The organism is Dokdonella sp. (assembly GCF_049593775.1).
Lineage (GTDB): Bacteria > Pseudomonadota > Gammaproteobacteria > Xanthomonadales > Rhodanobacteraceae > Dokdonella.
This window is the reverse complement of the sequence record NZ_JBAWHJ010000281.1, coordinates 1-3,795: the sequence shown is the minus strand read 5'-3', so window position 1 is coordinate 3,795 and position 3,795 is coordinate 1. Positions and strand designations below refer to the sequence as shown.

General features: G+C 59.6%; 6 protein-coding genes. 2 read left to right on the top strand and 4 right to left on the bottom strand.

Features of this window, described 5'->3' with window-relative positions; all coding sequences use genetic code 11:
• Positions 1–8: 8 nt before the first annotated feature.
• The 4 genes from WBP53_RS10015 to apbC form a co-directional block, all read right to left on the bottom strand.
• Positions 9–410, bottom strand: coding sequence for a hypothetical protein (locus WBP53_RS10015; RefSeq protein ID WP_423928477.1), 402 nt, complete (start codon positions 408–410; stop codon positions 9–11).
• A gap of 206 nt (positions 411–616) precedes the next feature.
• Positions 617–1,186, bottom strand: a complete 570-nt coding sequence (gene dcd, locus WBP53_RS10010; protein ID WP_423928475.1) for a dCTP deaminase — start codon at positions 1,184–1,186, stop codon at positions 617–619.
• A gap of 51 nt (positions 1,187–1,237) precedes the next feature.
• Entirely contained in the window at positions 1,238–1,864 is a 627-nt protein-coding gene (locus tag WBP53_RS10005) for a DUF1287 domain-containing protein (RefSeq protein ID WP_423928473.1), read from the bottom strand.
• Positions 1,865–1,866: 2 nt separating this feature from the next.
• Positions 1,867–2,958: an iron-sulfur cluster carrier protein ApbC gene (gene apbC / locus WBP53_RS10000; protein ID WP_423928471.1), complete on the bottom strand. Its 1,092-nt coding sequence runs from the start codon at positions 2,956–2,958 to the stop codon at positions 1,867–1,869.
• Between the two features lie 159 nt (positions 2,959–3,117).
• Here apbC and WBP53_RS09995 point away from each other — a divergent pair, with 159 nt between their 5' ends.
• Both WBP53_RS09995 and WBP53_RS09990 read left to right on the top strand, forming a co-directional pair.
• Complete coding sequence (locus WBP53_RS09995; protein WP_423928469.1) at positions 3,118–3,567, top strand: hypothetical protein; 450 nt, start codon at positions 3,118–3,120, stop codon at positions 3,565–3,567.
• Positions 3,568–3,646: 79 nt separating this feature from the next.
• Positions 3,647–3,795 (top strand): class I tRNA ligase family protein (locus WBP53_RS09990; RefSeq protein WP_423928479.1); only part of this gene is annotated, 149 nt, incomplete at its 3' end.

Sequence of the window (3,795 nt, the reverse complement as noted above, 5' to 3'; positions counted from 1 at the left end):
GGGTGCACCTATTCAGCTGGCTTGGTGGTCGCGCGAATTTCGTTGATTTCATCATCTTCCTGGATATACGCGGCAAACCCGAGCGCCACTGAAATCTGGGCGAGGGTGGCGATATGCCGGTCGGTGATCTTCTGCTTCTCACCGCGCTTGAGCAACACGGTGCTCATTGGCAGCGACTGATCCTTGCGATAGTTCAACGCCGCACGCAGGCTCTCGGGAGAGAGCGGAACGTCCTGGTAGTCGAACTGGAATTCCTTGGCCGCGATCAGGGTCACATCGAAACTCGGTGGCAGGTTCACCGGTGCCAGGTTGGCATCAGTCTTGATGCCTTTGGCACAGGCGCCAATGAGCAAGGTAAAAACTGCCAGCGCCAGCGCACGCACGAGACGATTCTTTGCAACCAGCCACATAGACGAACTCTCCGGGAAAATTCAGGTTTGCAAGACTACCACTGATGCGGGAAGTGCTGGTCAATCCGGGCGCGGACCCCGGTCATCCGGTACGACTGCTGGTCCTGCTGATCAAGGGGCCCGGCCAGCACGCCGCCCGGCACGGGGCCTCACCGCGAATCCCGCATGGTGCCAGGCACTCGACAAGCCGATCTTCCCGAGTGTCCTCAAGTACGCGGCAAGGTAACCCCCTGCTGGCCCATGTACTTGCCGCCCCGATCCTTGTAGCTGGTCTCACACTCCTCGTCGGACTCGAGAAAAAGCATCTGGGCCACACCTTCGTTGGCGTAGATGCGTGCGGGCAGCGGGGTCGTGTTGGAAAACTCCAGGGTCACATGACCTTCCCACTCGGGTTCCAGCGGGGTCACGTTGACGATGATTCCACAGCGGGCATAGGTTGACTTGCCAAGGCAGATGGTCAACACCTTTCGCGGAATTCGGAAATATTCGACGGTGCGTGCGAGCGCAAAGGAGTTCGGCGGAATGATGCAGACATCACCGCTGAAGTCGACGAAGTTGCCGGATTCGAAGTTTTTCGGATCGACAATCGTCGAATTGATATTGGTGAATATCTTGAATTCAGAGGCGCAACGGACGTCGTAGCCATAGCTCGAGGTGCCGTAGGAGATCATTCGCCCACCGGAGGCATTCAGCTTGACCTGGCCTGGCTCGAAGGGCTCGATCATCTTCTGTTGCTCCGCCATGCGGCGTATCCAGCGGTCCGACTTGATGCTCATAGGGTGTTCTCGATGGGTAGTACTTGAATTGGAAGCCGTGCGCGCATGCGTTCAACGACGGTGGGGCCGTCCCGTAGCAGCGGCGCTGGCGGGTTGGGCAAAATAACGGAAATGACCGGTCATCTTCCAGTCGAAGAGCACGTCTTCGACCTGCACGCTATTGCCGATGATGTGAATGATCATGGGCCGACGTCCGTTCGCGCCCAGGCTACCGGAAACCATTCCGATGTGCGGCTGACCTCCGTCCAGGCGCCAGGAAACGAAATCGCCCGGCTGAAAGTCCGCAGCGTCGGTGCCAAGCGGAAGTGACTTCCCCATTCGCATGAAAAAGCGCTCCAGGTTCGGCACACGACGATGATCGATGTTCGGATCGGGACGTTTCAGGCCCCAGTGATCAGGATAGGCGTCGAAATTCGCCCGCATGTCGCGATGCACTTCAACCTGCAGATCGACGTCGACTGCACGCAGCGCGCGAACCAGCACATCCGTGCAAACGCCACGATCCATCGGCACATCGCCGCCAGGGTAGCTCAGTCGGCGGTAGGCGGGAGCGTAGGACACGGTTACGCCCACTTGTGAATGCGCAGCAGCCAACATTTCACCCACATCCGTGGGCGACTGCGCTATTGCACCCGCCGCGAGGGCGCCGAGCAGGAATGGCAAGCAGCGGGCAAACACGATCAGGTGTTCTGTATGACGATCTTCGGGAACTGGATGGACTTGTTACGCGCCTGCAAGGCCAGGCGCGCAGATGCGTTGCGGGCGATTTCGCGATAGCGGGAGGCAAGCTCGGAATCAGGCAGTGCAGCCACGGTTGGCGTCCCATTGTCCGCCTGCTCCCGGATTCGGATATCCAGCGGCAATGAACCCAACAGCGGCACGTCATATTGCTCGGCCATGCGCGCACCACCGCCCTCTCCGAAAACATGTTCCTCGTGTCCACACTGGCTGCAGACGTGGGTCGACATGTTTTCGATGATGCCAAGCACGGGAACATTGACCTTTTCGAACATCTTCAGCGCCTTGCGTGCATCCAGCAGCGCGATGTCCTGCGGCGTCGTGACGATGACGGCTCCGGATACGGGTACACGCTGGCACAGGGTTAGCTGGATATCACCGGTGCCAGGCGGCAGGTCGATGATCAGATAGTCAAGATCAACCCAGTTGGTATCGCTGAGCAACTGTTGCAGCGCCTGGGTAACCATCGGTCCCCGCCAGATCATCGGCGTGTCTTCCTCGATCAGGAAGCCGATCGACATGACCTGAATGCCATGGTTGATCTTCGGTTCAATGCGATTGCCGTCCTTGGTATCCGGCTTGCCTGAGAGCCCGAACATGCGCGGCTGACTGGGACCGTAGATATCGGCATCGAGGATGCCCACGCTCGCACCCTCGGCGCGCAAGGCCAGGGCGAGGTTGGCGGCCACGGTCGACTTGCCCACCCCTCCCTTGCCGGATGCCACCGCTATCACGTTGCGAATACCTGTCAGCGGGCTCAAACCTTCCTGTACGCGGTGTGCGCCGATTCGGCAGGAAACACCGACGGCAGCAGAATTGATCGCAGGATCGGCTTCGAGGGTCTTTTTGACCACGCCGCTCAATTCCTGTTGCCAGGAAACGGCCGGATAGCCGAGCTGGATATCCACTGACACCTTGTCACCCGAGATTCCGATACCACGCACGACTCCAGCGGATACAAGGTCTTGCCCGCTATGTGGATCAAGGATTCCCGAGAGAATTTCCCGGACCTGCTGTTCGCTTGCTTCGCTCATGGACTCGATCAAATCGGTAAAGATGCCTAGTATGCCTCACGGCGCTCGTCTGACTTGAGCGTCATCCTGACTCATGCCAACCCTCGGACGGGCACTTCGAACTCCGCTGCTGATACGCAGTCGAAACTCTGGCCAGCCCGGCCGATCACGAGCAAATCAATGAATCTATTGCGCTTTGTCCTGATCCTGTCTGCCACAACCGTCCTCATCGCCTGCAACAGGAGCCAGCCTCCCGGAGTGCCCGAATCGATGGGTGGCTCCCCTGTCGCAGAACCAGCGGCCAAACCCGTTGATCCAGCGCCGCAGCAGGCGCCCGTCAGGGACCTCAAGCCACCGCCGGCTCTCAACGCGGAGATTCCGCCCTATGCGAAAACCGGCTTCCCCGACTGCGACGATTATGTCGAGGAGTACCGCCAGTGCCTGAACACGCGTTTGGCCGGCGATGAGCGCAAAGCCGCAGCCCATGAGCTTTCAAGTTCGGTGATTGCGATCACCGGTAACATCAGTCGCGGCGTCGAACCTTCCCGCATCGCGAGTCGCTGCAAGAAATCACGTCGACTGGCTGCCGCGAAGCTCGAACGATACGGCTGTCTGGCTCCGCCGCAATGAGTCGCGGCGTACAACAGCCCCGGTGATCGGTGCTGCATGCAATAATTCCGCGCCCTGCACTTCGTGGAACCCGGCCGGAATGAGCATGCCCGCAAGGAAAATCCTTGTCACCAACGCCCTGCCCTATGCGAATGGTCCCTTGCATGTGGGCCACTTGCTTGGCTACGTGCAGGCGGACATCTGGGTGCGCGCCCGCCGCATGCAGGGCCACACCGTACATTTTGTCTG

Excerpts from the sequence above, each read along its gene's own strand:
- WBP53_RS10015 (WP_423928477.1), bottom strand. The coding sequence starts at position 410 with ATGTGGCTGGTTGCAAAGAATCGTCTCGTGCGTGCGCTGGCGCTGGCA.
- dcd (WP_423928475.1), bottom strand. The coding sequence starts at position 1,186 with ATGAGCATCAAGTCGGACCGCTGGATACGCCGCATGGCGGAGCAACAG.
- apbC (WP_423928471.1), bottom strand. The coding sequence starts at position 2,958 with ATGAGCGAAGCAAGCGAACAGCAGGTCCGGGAAATTCTCTCGGGAATC.
- WBP53_RS09995 (WP_423928469.1), top strand. The coding sequence starts at position 3,118 with ATGAATCTATTGCGCTTTGTCCTGATCCTGTCTGCCACAACCGTCCTC.